The organism is Thalassolituus sp. UBA2590 (genome assembly GCF_002339775.1).
In the GTDB taxonomy this organism is placed as follows: Bacteria; Pseudomonadota; Gammaproteobacteria; order Pseudomonadales; family Oceanobacteraceae; genus Thalassolituus.
Genome location: NZ_DDKU01000153.1, coordinates 1 through 18,109, shown reverse-complemented (window position 1 = coordinate 18,109; position 18,109 = coordinate 1). Strand labels below are relative to the sequence as shown.

At 50.4% G+C, this 18,109-nt stretch carries 18 protein-coding genes; 16 read left to right on the top strand and 2 right to left on the bottom strand.

Annotated features, from left to right (window positions below):
- Positions 1-6: 6 nt before the first annotated feature.
- Positions 7-3,060 (top strand): chemotaxis protein CheB, encoded by a 3,054-nt coding sequence (locus B2067_RS12950; RefSeq protein WP_301377906.1) that lies wholly within the window; start codon positions 7-9, stop codon positions 3,058-3,060.
- Between the two features lie 8 nt (positions 3,061-3,068).
- On the opposite strand, the gene B2067_RS12945 is transcribed toward B2067_RS12950, so the two are convergent.
- Positions 3,069-4,625 carry a PAS domain-containing sensor histidine kinase gene (locus B2067_RS12945; RefSeq protein ID WP_301377907.1) on the bottom strand — a complete coding sequence of 519 codons (1,557 nt, stop codon included), beginning with the start codon at positions 4,623-4,625 and terminating at the stop codon, positions 3,069-3,071.
- A 135-nt stretch (positions 4,626-4,760) separates the two neighbouring features.
- Here B2067_RS12945 and B2067_RS12940 point away from each other — a divergent pair, with 135 nt between their 5' ends.
- The 11 genes from B2067_RS12940 to ureG all read left to right on the top strand — a co-directional run bounded on the left by B2067_RS12940 (position 4,761) and on the right by ureG (position 11,864).
- Complete coding sequence (locus tag B2067_RS12940; RefSeq protein ID WP_301377908.1) at positions 4,761-5,177, top strand: response regulator; 417 nt, start codon at positions 4,761-4,763, stop codon at positions 5,175-5,177.
- 12 nt (positions 5,178-5,189) lie between these two features.
- A complete protein-coding gene (locus B2067_RS12935) occupies positions 5,190-5,456 on the top strand; it encodes a TIGR03643 family protein (protein ID WP_301377909.1) in 267 nt (88 codons plus the stop codon).
- 27 nt (positions 5,457-5,483) lie between these two features.
- Positions 5,484-6,317 carry a TlpA family protein disulfide reductase gene (locus tag B2067_RS12930; protein WP_301377910.1) on the top strand — a complete coding sequence of 278 codons (834 nt, stop codon included), beginning with the start codon at positions 5,484-5,486 and terminating at the stop codon, positions 6,315-6,317.
- 166 nt (positions 6,318-6,483) lie between these two features.
- Positions 6,484-7,290 (top strand): urease accessory protein UreD, encoded by an 807-nt coding sequence (locus tag B2067_RS12925; protein ID WP_301388708.1) that lies wholly within the window; start codon positions 6,484-6,486, stop codon positions 7,288-7,290.
- 11 nt (positions 7,291-7,301) lie between these two features.
- Entirely contained in the window at positions 7,302-7,604 is a 303-nt protein-coding gene (gene ureA, locus B2067_RS12920) for an urease subunit gamma (RefSeq protein WP_068437063.1), read from the top strand.
- Positions 7,605-7,636: 32 nt separating this feature from the next.
- Positions 7,637-7,942 (top strand): urease subunit beta, encoded by a 306-nt coding sequence (locus tag B2067_RS12915; RefSeq protein ID WP_068437061.1) that lies wholly within the window; start codon positions 7,637-7,639, stop codon positions 7,940-7,942.
- A complete protein-coding gene (gene ureC / locus B2067_RS12910; RefSeq protein ID WP_297533371.1) occupies positions 7,942-9,657 on the top strand; it encodes an urease subunit alpha in 1,716 nt (571 codons plus the stop codon). The genes B2067_RS12915 and ureC overlap by 1 nt, the downstream gene beginning before the upstream one ends.
- 37 nt (positions 9,658-9,694) lie before the next feature.
- Complete coding sequence (gene ureE, locus B2067_RS12905; protein WP_068437055.1) at positions 9,695-10,216, top strand: urease accessory protein UreE; 522 nt, start codon at positions 9,695-9,697, stop codon at positions 10,214-10,216.
- A 35-nt stretch (positions 10,217-10,251) separates the two neighbouring features.
- Positions 10,252-10,479 carry a hypothetical protein gene (locus B2067_RS12900; protein WP_068437053.1) on the top strand — a complete coding sequence of 76 codons (228 nt, stop codon included), beginning with the start codon at positions 10,252-10,254 and terminating at the stop codon, positions 10,477-10,479.
- A 6-nt stretch (positions 10,480-10,485) separates the two neighbouring features.
- Positions 10,486-11,172 (top strand): urease accessory protein UreF, encoded by a 687-nt coding sequence (locus B2067_RS12895; RefSeq protein ID WP_068437051.1) that lies wholly within the window; start codon positions 10,486-10,488, stop codon positions 11,170-11,172.
- 50 nt (positions 11,173-11,222) lie between these two features.
- Positions 11,223-11,864: an urease accessory protein UreG gene (gene ureG, locus B2067_RS12890; protein ID WP_068437049.1), complete on the top strand. Its 642-nt coding sequence runs from the start codon at positions 11,223-11,225 to the stop codon at positions 11,862-11,864.
- A 6-nt stretch (positions 11,865-11,870) separates the two neighbouring features.
- On the opposite strand, the gene B2067_RS12885 is transcribed toward ureG, so the two are convergent.
- Positions 11,871-12,599, bottom strand: coding sequence for an NUDIX hydrolase (locus B2067_RS12885; protein WP_301377912.1), 729 nt, complete (start codon positions 12,597-12,599; stop codon positions 11,871-11,873).
- A gap of 129 nt (positions 12,600-12,728) precedes the next feature.
- On the opposite strand from B2067_RS12885, the gene B2067_RS12880 reads away from it, so the two are divergent.
- The 4 genes from B2067_RS12880 (at position 12,729) to B2067_RS12865 (ending at position 17,355) form a co-directional block, all read left to right on the top strand.
- Entirely contained in the window at positions 12,729-13,793 is a 1,065-nt protein-coding gene (locus B2067_RS12880) for a bifunctional nicotinamide-nucleotide adenylyltransferase/Nudix hydroxylase (RefSeq protein ID WP_301377913.1), read from the top strand.
- A gap of 187 nt (positions 13,794-13,980) precedes the next feature.
- The gene (locus B2067_RS12875; RefSeq protein WP_301377914.1) at positions 13,981-15,357 is read left to right on the top strand and encodes a nicotinate phosphoribosyltransferase; all 1,377 of its coding nucleotides are present in this window, start codon (positions 13,981-13,983) and stop codon (positions 15,355-15,357) included.
- Positions 15,358-15,377: 20 nt separating this feature from the next.
- Positions 15,378-16,397, top strand: a complete 1,020-nt coding sequence (locus B2067_RS12870; RefSeq protein WP_301377915.1) for an SPFH domain-containing protein — start codon at positions 15,378-15,380, stop codon at positions 16,395-16,397.
- A 34-nt stretch (positions 16,398-16,431) separates the two neighbouring features.
- Positions 16,432-17,355, top strand: coding sequence for a sugar kinase (locus B2067_RS12865; RefSeq protein ID WP_297533376.1), 924 nt, complete (start codon positions 16,432-16,434; stop codon positions 17,353-17,355).
- The last annotated feature ends 754 nt before the right edge of the window (positions 17,356-18,109 follow it).

The following is an 18,109-nucleotide window of genomic DNA, read 5'->3' as shown; positions in this document are numbered from 1 at the left end:
ACCCAGATGAGCAATGCCCCCGACGCTGTATCCCCTACTCACTACATTGGCATCGGCGCATCGGCTGGGGGGCTTGAGGCACTTCAGGATTTGTTTGCCAATACACCCTCAGACACAGGGGTGGCCTTTATTGTTGTGCAACATCTGTCGCCTGACTACAAGAGCATGGTCCCGGAATTACTGAGTCGCTACTCCGATATGCCGATTCAGCAGATATCTGATTCTACCGAGATATACCCCGATCACATCTATCTGATGCCTCCGCGAAAAAACATGATGATCGCCGATGGCAAGCTTCTGTTGACGGATGCGATGCCAGAATCACCACCTCAAATGCCCATTAATTTCTTTTTTAAATCACTCGCTCAGAATTATGGCCATCGAGCGGTCGGTATCGTTTTGTCTGGTACGGGAAGCGATGGCACGCGTGGTATTAAGTCGCTGAAAGAGGAGGGCGGACTGGTTATTGTTCAGGAGCCAGATTCTGCTAAATTCGATGGCATGCCGCGCAGTGCATTGAATACAGGGCTGGCTGATCTGATCTTACCGGCTACTGACATAGGCGAAAATTTAGTTCGCTTCTTCCAACACCCCTATATCTCAGGTGCACAGCCTGTACGAAGTGAAAATGAGGAAGATAATCAGGCTTACGATGATATTTTCAAACTTCTGAAGCGACAGTCATCAATTAACTTCTCTCAGTATAAAGCTTCTACTGTTGCCAGGCGTATTGAGCGCCGCCTTGGGATTAATCAGCTTAATGGCCTGAATTCTTATCATCGTCTATTGCTCGAGTCACCCAAAGAACTGCAGATTCTCAGTAAAGAACTGCTGATTGGTGTCACCCGATTTTTCCGTGATGAAGAGGTGTTTGATTACATCTATGGGCGGGTGATCCCTGATTTGGTCGCCAGTGTTATGGAGCGCGACAAATCTCTACGTATCTGGGTTGCGGGTTGCTCTACCGGTGAAGAAGCTTACAGTCTGGCAATCCTGTTCAGAGAATATATTGAAAAAGAAGAGCTTGATTGCAAAGTCAGTATTTTCGCAACAGATGTAGATTCAAACGCCATTGCAGAAGCGAGTACGGGGTTGTACTCCGAGGACATTCAGTTTGATGTCTCTGAAGAGCGCCTCGAAAAATATTTTGAAGGTCGTCCCGGCGGCTTTCAGATTGTCCGTAGCATCAGGGAGTCGGTAATCTTCGCAACGCATAACATGCTTGAAGATCCTCCGTTCTCTAATATTGATTTAGTGACTTGCCGGAATGTATTGATCTATTTCCAGCAAGGTGCTCAGAAGCGCGTGCTGTCGTCGCTGTTCTTTGCACTTCGGTACAAGGGTTATCTATGGCTTGGCCCCTCTGAAAGTATGGGGGACCTGAAGTCGCACTTCGATCAGGTTAGTGACCGTAATAAGCTATTCCAGAAGATATCGAATCAGCGTGTACCTGTTGGTAGCACACCGCCAGGTATTACGTTCACCGGAAAGTTGGCCAGTCCGGTATCAATGCAACCTTTCAATAGTGTTACTCGCGCATCTAAAGCTGTTTCTGGCCCGCTCTCGCTGGTGCAGGACCGCCTGTTAAAAGAGTTTGTGCCTGCATGTATTGTATTAAACGATACCTTTGAAGCTGTTCATGTCTATGGTGATGTCAGCCGCTTTGTGCGCCCTATGGGAGCAGGAAAAGTCAGTAATAATATCAACGATATTATTCACGAGGACTTATCTGTCGCGGTTTCGACTGCTCTGTATCGCTGTGAAAAGTGCCGGGAAGACATCTTTTACACTGACGTTATTTTGCATGACGACGATGGCGAGGATCTTAATCTTAATCTGTCTGTGTTGATTGTACGTTCGGGTGACCGTGAATCACCCATGACTTCAACAAACTATGTGATTCAGTTTCAGATTAATGAAAATGCAGAACGGGTCATTGCTAAGCCAGGTGTTTCTTTCGATGCACAGGAAAGTTCGCGTCATCGCATCATGGATCTTGAGGCTGAACTGGTGAAAAAGCAGGAGCACCTGCAGGTGACCATCGAAGAGCTGGAAACCACGAATGAGGAGCTGCAGTCTGCGAACGAAGAATTGATGTCCGCTAATGAAGAGCTGCAGAGCACTAATGAGGAACTGCAGTCAGTCAATGAAGAATTGTATACCGTTAACAGTGAATATCAGGAGAAAATCACTCAGCTTACCGAGTTGAATGATGATCTTGATAGTGTCATCAATGCGACGAATATCGGTATTGTTTTCCTTGATGAGTCATTATCTATCCGTAAGTTTACATCGGTTGCGAAACAGTATATCCACCTGATGGAGAATGATGTCGGTCGTCCTTTTCACCATATTTCGCATGATTTGAAGTATCATGACTTGATAAGCGATGTTGTCTCTGTAAGTACTAACGGTGAAACTATCGAACGGGCGGTTTATACCCGTACTGAGAGTGCTGTTCTCGTTCGTATTCTTCCTTATCGCAATTCGGGTGGCCGCATCAGTCGCGGTATTGTTATTACATTGACGAATATATCGCGTCAGCGTTTTGTTGAGGCTGCACTCGAGCGAGCCCAGAGCCAGCTTCGTGATGTGGTGCTGGAAGGCAGTGCACAGTTACTGATTGATCATGACCGATCAGAGCTGTCAGTACTATTGCTGGAAGACGACGAAGTCGATCAGTTGCGTATTCAGCGGATGCTCACCGATATAGGTGATCGTACCTATAACATTCAGACGTTTGGTCAGATAGATGAGGCCGTAAAAGCTGCGAGCAGTTCAGAGTTCGATGTTTGCCTGCTGGATTATCGATTACCTGGAGGGACAGCGAAGGACTTCCTTGATCAGGCCAGTGAATATGTGCTGAACACACCGTGTGTATTGATGTCGGGTTATTCTGAAGACGATGTTGATCCATCTTTCGTGGAATCTGGAGTATTCGATTTTCTTAATAAGGACGAATTGACTACGCAGCTGATTGTGAGAAGCATAGACTACGCTATCGAGCGCAGAAGAGTTCAGGCTTCGATTGAAGAGTTAAGCGTTTCCAGTGATACCTGATTTTATGCTCAGGTATTTTCCAGAGGCCAGGTAAACGAAAATACATTGCTGTATCTTACATTCGTAATTTCTTGATCTACAGGGGCGGGGTAGTATGACAGCGAGCCACCCATGCTATTGACGAGCCTCTCGGCTATGGCCAGTCCCATGCCGCTGCCCTCGACCTGATCCCGGGGGCGTAAGGTTTGAAACATCTCAAAAATGCGCTGGCGATACTCCTCGGGTATCTGCGGGTTCTGATCCATTACCTCAATAACGACACGACCTTTATCTACGGCTGTCGTGACAAGCAGATGTTCTGAGCTGTCGCCTTTATGCTTTATTGCGTTACTCAGCAGGTTCTGTAGCACCTGAGACAGCTTGGTGGGCGACGGTACCCTTTGAGGGGGGATGCTTGTTATGTTCAGTGTAAGAGTACGATCAGGGCAAAGAGATTCGAATATTTCGCGAATGAGTGAATCAAAATTCACTTCTTCAGTTGGGTTGTTAGTCTCAGATCCAGACCTGGAGTAGGTGAGTATATCTTCGAGTAGGTGCTCAAGGCGGGCGACCCGTTTATTCATCATGCTTATATGACTTTTGACGGATTCAGGTGGATCCGGAAGGTCTTCCTCTATCCAGGACGCTAGCTGGCGAATGCCACGCAGAGGTGCTTTAAGGTCGTGAGAAGCGACATAAGCGAATCGTTCGAGATCACGATTGGAACGCTCAAGCTCCTGTTCCCTCAGTTTTTCTTCTGTGATGTCCCAGTTTGCACCTCGCATTCGTAGTGGCTCGCCAGCTTCGTTATAAAAAATCTCAGCAGCAGACTTGATGTAGCGAATGCTGCCATCACGGAGTGGCACACGAATTTCTGTTCTGAAGAAGCGCTCACCCTTGATCGCGGCTTGCATACGCTGTTCGATGTCTTCGATATCATCGGGGTGAACCGCGCCGCGCCAATGTTCGTACTGCAAGGCCTGTCCGTCAGTATCGAGCTGATAGAGCTCAAGCATGGTATCGTCCCAGATAATCTGATCGGTTGTCAGATCCCAGAGCCAGATACCGATGCCGGCAGTTTCCAGTACAACCTTGTTGGTTTCGCTGACGTCTTCAAGGCTGGCCTCGAGTTCTTTACCGATAGCAACCAGTTGCTCCCGGGCACGCATCAGCTCAGTCAGATCTGTGTGGGCGCCAAGCATGCGCGTTGGTTGGTTATTCTCATCCCGGATGATCAGCCCGCGACAGCGTATCCAGACAGTGTGGCCATCCTTGTGCCGGTATCTGACGACCTGGTCGTAGGGGTGGTTTGGGTCAGCTTTATGCTTTTCAAAATTGTCCAGTACGCCGGGTAGATCTTCGGGGAAGATATTTTCCTGCCACCAGGCTGAGGTATGTGGAATTTCGTCGTTTTTATAACCGAAGACTCTTTTGAACTGGGGGCTCAGCCACTCTTGCTCGGGGTCTGTGAGGTCCCAATACCAGAGACCGTCCGTGGCGCCCAGCTCGAACCAGTCGAACAGATCGGCATCTTCTCTCAGTTTATTGGAGAGCTCAGTGTAGAGGTAATGAGTTTCCTTTGACATGATGACTCCCTGTGACTTCTTCCGGTGAACTCTTTTATCAGGTGACTCTTATCTCATGTGAGTCGAACACTGACTTCTTGTAGTTTTACGCAGTGGTAAGCTATTGTGGTGCAGTACTTTGAAGGTGACAACCGGATGTCTGAGATAGATGAAATATTTCTGGTCGATGATGACGACGTTGATGTGATGGCGATACGCCGTGCGCTGCAACGCGTCAGTAATCCGCCGAAGCTCATCGTTGCGAACGATGGTGAAGAAGCACTCAACCTTCTTATCGAAGGCCGGTTGAGTAAGTCATCTGTCATTGTGCTGGACATAAATATGCCACGCATATCCGGTTTTGAGCTTTTGAAGAAGCTTCGTTGTAATGTTGAGCTGCAAGCCTATCGCGACCTCCCCGTCTGGGTTATGACGACATCTGAGGCTGATCGCGATCTGGAACGCGCCGATGAGTATGATGTAGCAGGGTATATCCGCAAGACGTTTCAGAGTGCGGATGTGAATAGGATTCTGCGTCGGATATTGGGTGATGGATCAGCGGACGCAGGTTGAGAGGTAACAAGTGTGACAGGCTCCGATCGCCATTTTTCCGCAGAAGATATATCACGAATCATTGAGATGGCCTGGGAGGACCGAACGCCCTTTGAGGCGATCGAAACTCTTTTCGGGCTGCCAGAAAAAGAGGTCATCGTTCTTATGCGCAGAGAGATGAAGCCTTCATCTTTCCGCATGTGGCGCAAACGAGTCAGTGGCCGGGCCACTAAGCATCTTGCTTTGCGGCCTGCAGGTATCGACCGTGCCTACTGCCCGACTCAATACAAGCATCGCTGATCTATACAAGCGCCGCAGAGTAGCACTTTGAACAGTCTTTCGATCTTTGGTGTCAGTTTCCCTCTGGTTCCTTTTCTAGGCCTCAGCGCGCTATTGCTGATGGCCGTTGCGAATCGTGTTTTACCCGACGGAATCCCCGGCCTGGTTGATCGCATTATCTCGAGAGTGTTTGTCGCATTGGTGATCTCGCGCATGGTATTCGTCGTCCAATACCGCGATCAGTACTTTGCCGCGGAAACACCCGCATTCGCTATTGTAGATATCCGTGACCGAGGATTCGAGCCCATCGCATTCCTGGTGGTTATCGCACTGGGTATCGGGCACATGCTGCTAAGGGAAGTAGCATGGCGTAGGCCACTAATCGTCATGGTAACGATTGCTCTGCTATGGATTGGCGCAGGATTCAGCTTGTTTAAATTCACTCATAGCACGCCAGATCTGTGGCCGGAATACAGCTTTAACGACCTGACGGGTAAGTCTTTTCCGCTCAGGTCTGATGTTGCGAATGTCACGGTTGTGAATCTGTGGGCGACCTGGTGTCCGACGTGCAGGGCTGAAATGGAAGTGTTTGAACAAGCCCAGCAAGCCTACCCACATGTACGTTTTGTTATGCTCAACCAGGGGGAGAGCAAGGCTGAGGTCGCAGCCTTTATCGAAGCGGAGGGGTATCAGTTTGATAACCTATGGCTCGATATGGAAGGACGTATGGGGCACTGGTTTGGCCAGAGCGCTTTGCCTGTGACTCTCGTATTTAACAAGGAGGGTAAGCTGCTGAATGGCCGTATGGGAGCGATGTCGGCTGCTACTCTTGAACAGCTCCTTACCCAGGGTTCTGGCCTTTCACTTCCCACCCATTTCTGACTTCTTGCCGAGTTATTAAGCCCTGGTACTCAAAGGCTTCTCTTTTTGGTGCATCTGGCCTGCATTTTGCTCTGTTAGTGCACAATAAAGTGAATACAATCGTGGATACCTGATTCAGACCATGTTGCAGGCTGTAAAAAACGTTCGACCCGGCTGGCAAGCCAAGATGAATATGCGCCTTGAAAAGCGAGGCGAGCGAACCGTGATGGCTGGTCTGACGCACCATGGCCCCCTCCGCGTGCAGCGCCCCTTCTACCCTGAGGGCGAAACCAGTCACATTTATCTTCTGCATCCACCGGGCGGCGTTGTGGGCGGAGATGGCTTATCGATTGATATTGAATGCTGTCAGAACGCTCATGGTTTGTTTACTACGCCGGGAGCTACCAAGTTCTATCTGAGTGCAGGCGCGACCGCGGATGTAACACAGGTGCTTCATATTGGTGCAGGCTGTGCACTGGAATGGTTCCCTCAGGAGAGCATTTTCTTTACCGGCGCCAAAGTGAAAGCAAAAACTCAGATCGATCTTGAGGATGATGCTCATTTCATGGGCTGGGAAATCAGCTGCTTCGGGCGGCCGGTTAATGAAGAACGCTTTCTGCATGGCAAGGTGCACTCGAAGTTTTTTGTCCGACGCAACGGACGGCCCTTGTTGAGCGATCACCTGTTGGTCTCTGATCCTAAGCATCTCAGTGCGGCTGCAGGATTGCGGGACTATCCGATGCAGGGGCTGTTTGTGGCGACTGGCGGTACTGAAGCACTACTGGAGGCCTGCCGCGATGTTCTCGCTGAGGCGCAGACGAAGCTGGAAAGCCCACTTCCTGCTGGGCTGACCCTGCTGGATGATCTGATTGTTCTGAGAGTGCTGGGCATCAGCACTGAAAAAATGCAGTCGTTAATGATTCCGGTGTGGCAACTGCTGCGCCAGAAAGTATTAAATAAAGGGGCGGAAATTCCGCGAATCTGGAATACCTGACAGGCAGACTTATGGAACTGACACCAAGAGAGAAAGACAAGTTACTTATTTTTACCGCTGCTCTGTTAGCCGAGCGTCGTATGGCTCGGGGAGTAAAACTGAATTATCCGGAAGCCGTCGCCTTTATTACCGCGGCGATTATGGAAGGCGCTCGTGATGGTCGGACTGTCTCTGAATTAATGGGGCATGGCCGGACTCTCCTTACCCGCGATGACGTGATGGAAGGTGTACCCGAAATGATTCACGAAGTGCAGGTCGAAGCGACTTTCCCCGATGGTACTAAGTTAGTCACTGTTCATAACCCTATTGTCTGATCACGGCAGTTTAACGGATTGAGGAGCACGCAATGATACCTGGTGAAGTTAAGGCTGCGGAAGGCAGTATCACACTCAATGAAGGTCGTCAGACGTTAGAAATAGAAGTGGCGAATACGGGCGATCGTCCTATTCAGGTTGGATCTCACTATCACTTTTACGAAGTGAATAATTCACTGACATTTGATCGTGAAAAGACCCGCGGCTACCGACTCAATATTCCTGCGGGAACCGCAGTCCGCATTGAACCGGGGCAAACGCGAACGGTGGAATTAGTTGAGTATACCGGTGCACGGAAAGTGTATGGATTCCAGGGCAAAGTGATGGGAGACCTGTAATGACGGACAGCAATAAAACGATTTCGCGTCAGGCCTATGCCGATATGTTCGGGCCCACAAAGGGCGATAAAGTGCGCCTTGCGGATACTGAACTCTGGATTGAAGTTGAGAACGACTATACGACGTACGGCGATGAAGTAAAATTCGGCGGTGGTAAAGTAATTCGTGACGGCATGGGGCAATCACAAAGCACCTCAGAAAAAGTCATGGATTGTGTCATGACGAATGCTCTGGTCATCGATTACACCGGAATTTATAAGGCAGACATCGGTATTAAAGGTGGGCGTATTGCCGCCATTGGTAAAGCCGGTAATCCAGATGTTCAGCCGGACGTCACCATTGAAGTTGGTCCGGGTACCGACGTGATTGCCGCAGAAGGTAAGATCGTCACGGCGGGTGGTATCGACTCTCATATTCACTTTATTTGCCCACAGCAGATCGAAGAAGCACTGGCATCCGGTGTCACGACCATGCTGGGAGGTGGCACAGGCCCGACAACAGGCACCAACGCAACAACGGTAACGCCGGGCCCCTGGAATATGGCGCGCATGCTTGAAGCTGCTGACGAATTTCCGATGAACCTTGGTTTTCTGGGTAAGGGCAATGCCAGTCAACCTGAAGGTCTGCGTGAGCAGATTGCAGCGGGAGCGATTGGTCTTAAATTGCACGAAGATTGGGGAACAACGCCAGCGTCGATTGACTGCGCACTCACGGTGGCAGAAGAAACCGACACCCAGATCGCGATTCACACCGATACTCTGAACGAGTCGGGTTTTGTTGAAGACACCATTGCTGCATTTAAAGGTCGTACCATTCACACGTACCACACTGAGGGTGCGGGTGGTGGTCACGCGCCGGACATTATTAAAGCCGCCGGGCTGTCTAATGTGTTGCCGTCGTCAACCAACCCAACGCGCCCGTATACTGTAAATACAGCAGACGAACACCTCGATATGCTGATGGTGTGTCACCACCTTGATCCAAGCATTCCAGAAGACGTTGCCTTTGCTGAGTCACGTATTCGTGTTGAAACCATTGCTGCGGAAGATATTCTTCACGACCTGGGCGCATTCTCGATGATTTCGTCAGACTCTCAGGCGATGGGGCGTGTTGGCGAAGTGGTGACCCGTACCTGGCAGACTGCGCACAAAATGAAAGTACAGCGTGGCAATCTCCCTGAAGACCCGGAAACTCATGATAACTTCCGGGTAAAACGTTATATCGCGAAATACACCATTAACCCTGCCATTGCCCACGGTATGTCGCACGAAATCGGTTCCGTCGAAGTCGGAAAACTTGCTGACCTGGTGGTCTGGAGCCCGGCATTCTTTGGTGTTAAACCCGACCTGATTCTGAAAGGCGGCTTTATTGCGATGGCCAAAATGGGTGACCCGAATGCGTCTATTCCGACGCCACAGCCTGTCCACTACCGTCCGATGTTTGGTAGTTATGGTAAAACCCGTAACGCAACCAGCATGACCTTTATTTCTCAGGCGGCGCTGGATGCCGGTGTGCCAGAGAAATTAGGCCTTAAAAACCTGATTGGTGTGGTGAAAGGCTGCCGTACTGCAACCAAAGCGAGCATGGTGCTTAACGATTGGCAGCCGGATATTTCGGTCGACCCTCAGACGTACGAAGTGCGTGCGAACGGTGAGTTGCTGACCTGTGAACCTGCGGAAGTATTGCCTATGGCGCAGAGATACTTTTTATTCTAATTAAAGGCAAAGCCGCTTTTTTAAATTGAAGAAAAACATGATTGAACTGATTAAAAAATTAACCGCTCACGAAGTGTCGCACGCAGATTTATCTGCAGCGAAAACACTGAGCCTCCCGATTGATCTGCGCATTAAGAGTCGTCAGCGAGTAACGCTGGAAGACGGCGCTGAAGCCGGCTTATTTTTAGAACGCGGTACTCTGCTGCGTGGTGGTGACATCATTACTGATGGGCAGGGAATATTGGTACGAGTAGTGGCTGCTGATGAAACGGTATCTACTGTTCGCTGTGCAGATCCTCTGTTACTGGCAAAAATCGCCTATCACCTGGGTAATCGTCACGTTCCGTTGCAGATCGAGTCTGGCTGGTTGCGCTTCCAGCATGATCATGTCCTTGAAGATATGGTGCGTCAGCTGCCGGGTGCCTCCGAAGCTGCAGAGGTGATCTGTGAGCAGGCTCCTTTTGAGCCTGAGTCGGGCGCCTATCAGCAGGGCGGTGGGCATCACCACCATGGGCACGACCATGATGACCATTCACATACACATAGCCACTCGCACTGAATGCGAGTGGTTGAAATATCGATTGGAGATTTGAAATGAAAAAATTACTGGCTGGCCTCGCGGCTTCTGCAATGTCTACTGTTGCATTCGCGCACGAAGGTGATCACTCCGGCGAATCTTTGGGTGGTCTGGTGCATCACTCTCTATTTGATGCCGACCACTTGTTGATGTTGCTTGGCGCTGTACTGGTCATCGGTAGTGGTGTGGCGATGTTTGTGCGTAGCCAGAAAGCGCGTGCGAATTCTGAGAACGCAGACAAGTAATACGCTATGTCCGCAGCCTACTTTCGCTTGCAGCAACTGATCAGCCCGTCATTGCCTATTGGCGCATTCACTTATTCACAGGGGATGGAATGGGCCGTAGAAAGTGGCTGGATTAAAGATGCAGAAAGCCTGTATGCATGGCTGGATTCTGTACTCAGCGGCACCATGGTGACGATGGAGCTACCCCTGCTTCTACGTATCGCAGACTGCATTGAAAATAAAGATGCGCAGGGTTGCCATGACTGGTCGGCCTATCTTCTTTCCTGCCGGGAAACCAGTGAATTGCGCGCAGAAGAACAGCAGCGGGGTCAGGCGTTTTCTGCTCTGCTGGATAAGCTGCCTGAAGCCGCTGCCTGGCCAGAGTTAAGTGACCCGGTCTGGCGCGGTGCTATGGATATCAGCCAGCTCACAGGCTTCGCACTCGCTTGCTACAAGTGGAATATATCCCGCGAAGATATGCTGAGAGGGTACCTATGGAGTTGGCTTGAGAATATGGTTATTGGTGCCGTTAAGCTTATTCCCCTAGGGCAGAGTGATGGGCAGCGGGTACTGTTCCGCTTTACGGATTATCTGAGTACGGCCTGTGAGGAGGCGTTCGATGTTGAAGATGATGACATCGGGGCTTCTTCACCAGCGCAAGCGATTGCCAGCAGTCTGCATGAAACACAATATTGTCGTTTGTTCCGCTCATAAAAATAGCGGGAAAAACCAGAATTAAAGAATTGATAAAACAGGAAATAAAAATGGCTGATTACAAATCTCCACTCCGTGTTGGTATTGGCGGCCCGGTGGGCTCAGGAAAAACTGCACTGTTAGAGCAGCTGTGTAAAGCCATGCGCGACGACTATCATATTGCTGTGGTAACCAACGATATTTACACCAAAGAAGACCAGCGTATCCTGACTCAGGCGGAAGCTTTGGAGCCAGAGCGTATCGTGGGGGTTGAAACAGGTGGCTGCCCGCATACTGCGATTCGTGAAGACGCATCGATGAACCTTGCGGCGGTAGAAACGCTGGCAAAGAAATTCGGTAATCTGGATGTGGTGTTCGTTGAAAGTGGCGGTGACAACCTTTCGGCAACCTTCAGCCCTGAACTGGCGGATCTCACTATCTACGTGATCGACGTAGCTTCGGGCGAGAAGATTCCACGCAAGGGCGGCCCGGGTATTACCAAGTCAGACCTGCTGGTGATTAATAAAATCGACCTGGCTGAGCTGGTGGGTGCGAACCTGAGCATTATGGACTCCGATACCAAGCGTATGCGTGGCGAGAAGCCTTATGTGTTCTCGAATCTGCGCACAGACATCGAAGGCCTGAACGACATCATCAGCTTTATCACCCGTGAAGGAATGCTGAAGAGTCATGCGGAGAAAATGGCGGGCTGATTGTCTTCAGTCTCCAAATACACGAACAAACAGATGGTTCTCTGAGCCATCTGCGGGTTCGTAAAGTGCAGCGGGGCGACCTTTGCCCCCGTCTGGTATACCTTCTCCGACTTCTTTTAATACGTCGGCGTTCAACAGTCTTCGCCGGAACGATTTCTTTTCTAATTCCGTATCCATAAGTAGCTCGAACGCTTTCTGTAACTGCGACAATGAGAACGGGCGTTTCAGAACGTGTATCGGTAATACGGTGTAAGCCGTCTTATTTTTCAGGCGCTCCCTAGCGAGTTGAAGTAGTTCAGAGTGATCGAAGGCGAGTTGTAACTGTTCGATTTCTTCTATTGGAAACCAGCGCGCTTCATTCACTGCCTCAATAAACTCAGCGGTCGGTGCGTATGGGATTAACGCCATGTAGAGTGTGGTAATACTCCAGTGTCTGGGATCGCGGTGGGCATTGCCGATCGTCGACACCTGTTCCAGTAATGGGGCATCGACGCCGGTTTTGGATACCAGCTTCCGGCGGGCTGTTGCGTTAATGTTGCTATCTTTCTTCAAGTCAACGAAACCACCCGGCAGTGCCCAGTAGTCTTTATAAGGGTATTCGTTGCGCTCCACCATAAGCACTTTTAGTTGGCCCTCATGGAGGGTGAAAATAGCTATATCTACTGAGTAAATTGGGGTATCGAACTCTTTCGGGTTATAGCTATCGAGGGACGACTGCTCAGGTGATTCGGGCATGAGAGTTACTTGACAATAGTGGCGATTAGCCAATAATACAGCGCTATCCACGATAAGATCAATTTAGATGGTGGACTCACATGCCGGATAGACCGGCAGTAAGATTATTAACGGCAAGGAGCTTGCTGTATGCCGATAGACAAGAAATTCGATTTTGCGGTCTTTATTGGCCGTTTTCAGCCCTTTCATCAGGGGCATTTACAGGTCATCCAGTCCGGATTAAAGCAGGCTGACAAACTGATCGTGCTGATTGGTTCGTCCTGGCAGGCTCGGAATCCGCGTAACCCCTGGTTGCACAGTGAGCGTGAACATATGATTCGTACCTGCTTGTCAGAAGATGAAAACCAGCGTCTGATCTGCGTTCCCTTGATGGATGTGCCGTACAACGATGAAGTCTGGGTGCGTAACGTGCAGACCACAGTTTCAGGGTTGGTAACCGCTCACTATTCGACGCCTCATAAACCTGCAAAGATCGCGCTGATCGGCCATAAGAAAGATCAGACGGGCTTTTATCTCAGTTTATTTCCGCAGTGGCAGAGCATTGGTGTGGATAACTATCGAAGCATCAGCGCAACGCCTATCCGTGAAGCATTCTTCTCTCAGGGGAAAGAGCAGGAGTTGGGCGCAATGATCAATGACGGACTGCTGCCAGCCCCTGTGGTTAGCTGGCTGGATGAGTTCAGCCGGTCCTCCCCAGGCTACGCACAGATCTGTGAGGAAATCGCCTTCGTTCACAAGTATAAAACGGCCTGGGAGGCAGCTCCTTATGCTCCGACCTTTGTAACCGTGGACGCAGTATTGGTGCAGTCTGGGCATATTCTTCTGGTTGAGCGGCGCGCGAATCCGGGCAAAGGTTTGTGGGCTCTGCCAGGCGGGTTTGTTGATCCGCATGAGCGTTTGTTGGATGCCTGCCTGCGGGAGTTACGTGAAGAGACGCGCCTTAAAGTCCCTGCGCCAGTGTTAAAAGGCTCTATCCGTAAGCAGGCGGTGTTTGATGATCCTTATCGTTCTGCCCGTGGGCGTACTATCACTCACGCTTTCTATATTGAGTTGGAACCCAATGCATCGCTACCGAAAGTGAAGGGCAGTGATGATGCTCGCCAGGCGTGCTGGGTGCCGCTGGGAGACCTGAAACCTCAGGATATGTTCGAAGATCACTATTTTGTGATTCAGGACATGCTGGGTACCGGCTGAGCACTGCTTCGGCACTGCCAGAGCGGGGTTGTGAAAAGATCCGGAAGCTTCTCCGGATTTTTTTGTTGACAATATAGTGGCTGTACGCCACTATGTGTTCATCGGCAGCGGGAACCGCTACCTGACAACGAACAACAACACTGGATAGACCGGCGTTGTTTCATAAAACGACTGGAGGAGCTCCGTCATGAAAAACCTGATTCTGAATACCGATTCTTACAAAGCCTCTCACTTTGCTCAGTACCCACAGGGTGCCGAGTTTGTATCCAGCTACATCGAGTCCCGTGGTGGCGTATACAGCGAGACTCTCTTCTTCGGCCTGCAGGCGTTTATTAAAGAATATCTGACCACGCCAATAACCGCGGCTGATATTGATGAAGCTGATGCAGTTTTCACCGCACACGGTGTTCCGTTTAACCGCGCTGGTTGGGAATACATTCTCGAGACTTATAACGGTTACTTACCGCTCGAAATTCAGGCGGTGAAAGAAGGCACTATGTTGCCGACCGGTAACGTCATGGTTCAGGTCATTAACACCGACCCTAAATGTGCCTGGTTGACCAGCTACATTGAAACTGCACTGCTCCGCGCTGTCTGGTACCCAACAACGGTTGCTACGGTATCGAAAGAATGCCGAAACATTATTGCCCGTTACATGGAAGACACTGCCGGCAGCACTGACGGTATTGAATTCAAACTGCACGACTTTGGCGCCCGCGGTGCGAGTTCTGAAGAGACAGCCGCTTTGGGTGGCGCTGCACACTTAGTTAACTTTTCGGGTACCGATACACTTTCCGGCATTATCGCAGCACGTCGTGCGTACGGAGTGGACATGGCGGGTTTTTCGATACCAGCGGCGGAACACAGCACTATCACGAGCTGGGGCAAAGACGGCGAATCCGACGCTTACGCCAACATGATCGCGCAGTTCGGCGGCGAAGGGCGCTTAGTTGCCGTCGTTAGTGATTCCTATGATATCTGGAATGCCATCGACAATATCTGGGGCGGCGAGTTGAAAGAACAGGTTGAAACCATGGGCGGTACCCTGGTAGTACGCCCTGACTCTGGCGAGCCGGTGGAGATCGTTCCTGAAGCCATTGAGCGTTTAATGGCGAAGTTCGGCTATCGCGTAAATGCAATGGGTTATCGGGTATTGCCAGACTGCGTTCGCTTGATTCAGGGCGATGGTGTTAATGCAGCATCTATCGCGGCGATTCTCGATGCGCTCAAAGTACGGAAAATCAGCGCCGAAAACATCGCTTTTGGTATGGGAGGCGAGTTGCTTCAGAAAGTAAATCGTGACACCCAGAAGTTTGCCATGAAGGCATCAGCGATCAGTATCAATGGTCAATGGCGAGATGTATATAAAGATCCGATTACTGATCCGGGCAAGCGCTCGAAACGTGGTCGCCTTGCATTGGTTCGTGACGATGAAGGTTATCAAACGGTTCGTGAATCTGAACTTGGCAATCGACAGAACGAATTGATCACAGTGTATCGCAATGGCGACATGCTCAATCAGATCACGTTTGATGAAATCCGAGCGCGTGCAGCGCAACAATAAACAGTAAAGGAGTACTGACCATGTTGAATATCCGATATTACAAAGCAGAACCAACGACGTATGTCTTTCGCTATCGAAAAGGCGCAATAAAACAAGAAGGGCGGGGGTTATCCTTCGTATATTTTGAACCCGGTACAACGCTGGTTGCCGTCCCAATGGCAACGCAGGAAACCCCGTTTATTATGAAAGAAACCACCGCAGACTATCAGGAAGTATCGGTACAGGGGCAATTGGTTTTCCGTATCAGTGATCCGGAAAAGATATCGGGGATGATGAACTATTCGTTGAATAAAAGCGCGAATGGCTATGTCAGCGAAGACCCGGAGAAGCTCAGTAATCGTGTGCTGAATATTGCTCAGGTTATTGCACGGTCTGAAATACAGACTCTGAAATTGCAGGATGCACTTGGGGCCTCACGCCAGTTGGTTGATCTGATTCGTACCGAGATGGCAGCCTCCAATACCCTTGAAACACTCGGCATTGAGCTGGTGGACTTATCGATCCAGGCGATTCGCCCAGCGCCGGAGACGGCCAGAGCGCTAGAAACTGCGGCAAGGGAAGAGCTGCTGCGTGAAGCGGATGAAGCGATCTATGCGCGACGCAAATCCGCAATCGAGCAGGAACGGACGATCAAAGAAAGCGAGTTACGTACCGAGTTAGCGGTGGAAGAAAAGCGTCGCGAGATCAGTGAAAGTAAGATTGAAGCAGAGCGCGCATTGCAGGAAAAAAGACGCCAGATTCAGCAAGAACAGATGAATGCGGATGTGGCCCTTGAAGTGAAACGAAAAGAACTGGTCGATATGGCGACTGAAAACGAGAAGAAACAGGGAGAGGCTAAAGCCTACGGTATCGAGCAGATGATGCTGGCATTGTCGAAGCTCGACCCTGCGCTTGTTGAAGCGATCTCGAATTCCGGCATGGAGCCAGACCGTATTATCGCTCAGGCATTCAAAGGACTCGCGGGTAACGCCAGCAAAATTGGTCAGCTGAATATCACGCCAGATTTACTGGAAGGTCTGATGCAACGGAGCCGGTCGTAAGGCCGGCCATTGACCGCTGGTAAAGGAGGAAGCCATGAACCGTATCAGTGAGCGTAAGATCATTCTTATCTATCGCGATACGCGATTAGATGAGTTGATCAGACGTTATAACACGCGGGAACAGGTGCGCTTTTATCTCGAAAGTCGTAGTCAATCATTTGCTGACTACGACGAAGAAGATCGCGAAATGAAATCGGTAATACGGGATATATCCAGAGAGCTTGCCTCGCTTGGGCGGGTTCAGCCGTTAGAGCGTAGCTTCTTACCGAATTTTCTTTTCGGCCCAGATGATATTCCTTTGGTTGTTGGTCAGGACGGGCTGGTGGCGAATGTACTGAAATATCTTCAGGGGCAGCCATTAGTTGCTGTAAATCCATTGCCAGAAGTGTTTGATGGAATACTTCTGCCGTTCTCACCCAGCGACGTCAGTGCTGTAGTACGAAGCCTGATTGCTTCTGATGAAATGACGATTAAAAGCGTCAGCCTGGCCCGTGCAGACTTTAACGACGGCCAGTCGATGTTGGCGGTTAACGACTTTTATATTGGCCCTAAACTGCCAGTATCGGTGCGTTATTGTATTGAACTGGACGGCCAGAAAGAAAACCAGTCATCATCAGGAGTGATTGTATCGACAGGTCTGGGAGCAACCGGTTGGATGTCGAGCCTGATCGCTGGCGCTGAAGGTATCAGTGGCAAAGAGATTGCTCCTTTTGCTGGTGATTGGGCTGCACAGGATCTGATGTTTGGTGTACGAGAGCCTTTCCGGTCGAACACAACATCAACAGACATCGTATATGGGCGTATTCAGCCGGGTAAAAAGCTCGTGCTGTCTTCATACGTCCCGGAGGGTGGGGTGGTGTTTTCCGATGGCATAGTGTCAGATGCCATAGACTTTAATGCAGGAACCCACGTAAGTATTCGACTTTCAGAACAGCAGGGTTATTTAGTTTCGCGTTGAGAAATTGAAATAGGTTGGTTCAGGCAGTGGGGAGCAATGGCCCGGAGGATGACCGTCGTCGCAGGCTCCTGGTTTTGAAAAGAGGGTTCTTTCCGTTCGCAGGCTCACTGCGATTGTCTCTCGGGCGTCCTGCCCTCGCCCCTTCGGGCGCAGCCGCGGACCAAATTGCTCCTGGCAATTTGTCGAACCTATCAGAGGTTGTTCGTATCGTCCTGATACTCACCCTGCGGGCTACGCGCAAATCTGTTCCATACAGATTTGTCTCGTCCGACTCGGGCATCGGCGTCTTCGATTACGCTAGCGGAAAATTGAAATAGGTCGCTTCGGGCAGAGGGGGGGGTAATGGCCCGGAGGATGACCGTCGTCGCAGGCTCCTGGTTTTGAAAAGAGGGTTCTCTCCAGTCGCAGCTCCTTCCGAGTCGAACCTATCAGAGGTTCTCATCCAACTCGGGCATCGGTGTCTATGAATACGGTGTGGTGAAGTTGAAGTGCGTCGCTTCGAACAAAAGGGAATAATGGCCCGGAGGATGACCGTCGTCGCAGGCTCCTCCGTTCTCTCCAGTCGCAAGCTCCTTCCGAGTCGAACCTATCAGAGGTTCTCGTCCTTCTCAGACTTGCGGTTAAATAAAAAAGGCTCCTGAATCAGCACGCGTTGCATGCGAATTCAGGAGCCTTTTTTATTTAATGGCCCGCCCGAGAGGATTCGAACCTCTGACCTCTGCCTCCGGAGGGCAGCGCTCTATCCAGCTGAGCT